This window comes from Sphingomonas sp. DMC6 (assembly GCF_056314225.1).
The window spans coordinates 1-912 of the sequence record NZ_JBQUYT010000030.1 but is presented as its reverse complement, the minus strand read 5'-3'; the positions used below and the strand labels follow the sequence as shown (position 1 = coordinate 912).

At 46.9% G+C, this 912-nt stretch carries 1 protein-coding gene; it reads right to left on the bottom strand.

Going from position 1 to position 912, the window contains the following annotated elements:
• The coding region (locus ACT53M_RS20135) for a glycosyltransferase (protein ID WP_476235700.1) at window positions 1-785 on the bottom strand (785 nt) is incomplete at its 3' end.
• Window positions 786-912 lie beyond the last annotated feature (127 nt).

The window sequence follows — 912 nt, the reverse complement described above, 5'->3', positions numbered from 1 at the left end:
TGAATAACCCCTCTTGCGCGATCATCAATAACGATCCGCCACGTTCGAGCGATGCGATTTATGGGTTCACGACCTAATATATTATCGGCCATGATTGGTGCTGCGAAGCGCGATTTTGCGGTTTCCGCCGCAGCTTTTGACATTTTCTCGCGCAGTTCATCATTCATCAAGCGCTCGATCGCGTCTGCTAAAGCGCCGGCGTCATCGAAAGGCACGATAAGGCCGTCCACTCCATCTTCAATTTGATCATGTGCGCCCCCGGAAGGCGTGCGTATGCTGGGTAGCGCGCATGCCATTGCCTCCACCACTGCAAGTGCAAATCCCTCTACGCGGCTCGGCAGAACAAAGATGTCAGAAGCCCAAAGTATTTTCCGACTATCGTCGAAAAAACCTAAAAAACGAAAAGTGTTATCGCCGATTTCTTTGTCCAATACGTAAGATACAAGATCGGTATCAATGCCACTTCCGCAAAATAGGCATATAATACTATTGGATGATATATTTTTTGAATTTATTATACGAACGGCGTCTGCTATTAAATCGTGTCCCTTGTTCCAGCTTAATCTACCTATCAAAGAAATCGCAAATTGATCCGGTTCAATATTGAGTTGGTGTCTTGCGAGATATTTTTGCTCTTTCGATGGCGGGTGGTAATGCGCCGTGTCAACTGATCCGAGGACTTTTATTATACGTTTTGATATATTTTTGGCCTGACTGGAGATGAATATTTTACTATCTTCGGATAGTACTATGATTCTGCGCGGGGCGCACCATCGCAGTACCATCCGTTGCATGAACGAAAATTGCCCAGAGGCTGTTGCCTGCGCGCGTCCTGCTAGGTCGTGAACCCATAAATCGCATCGCTCGAACGTGGCGGATCGTTATTGATGATCGCGCAAGAGGGGTTATTCA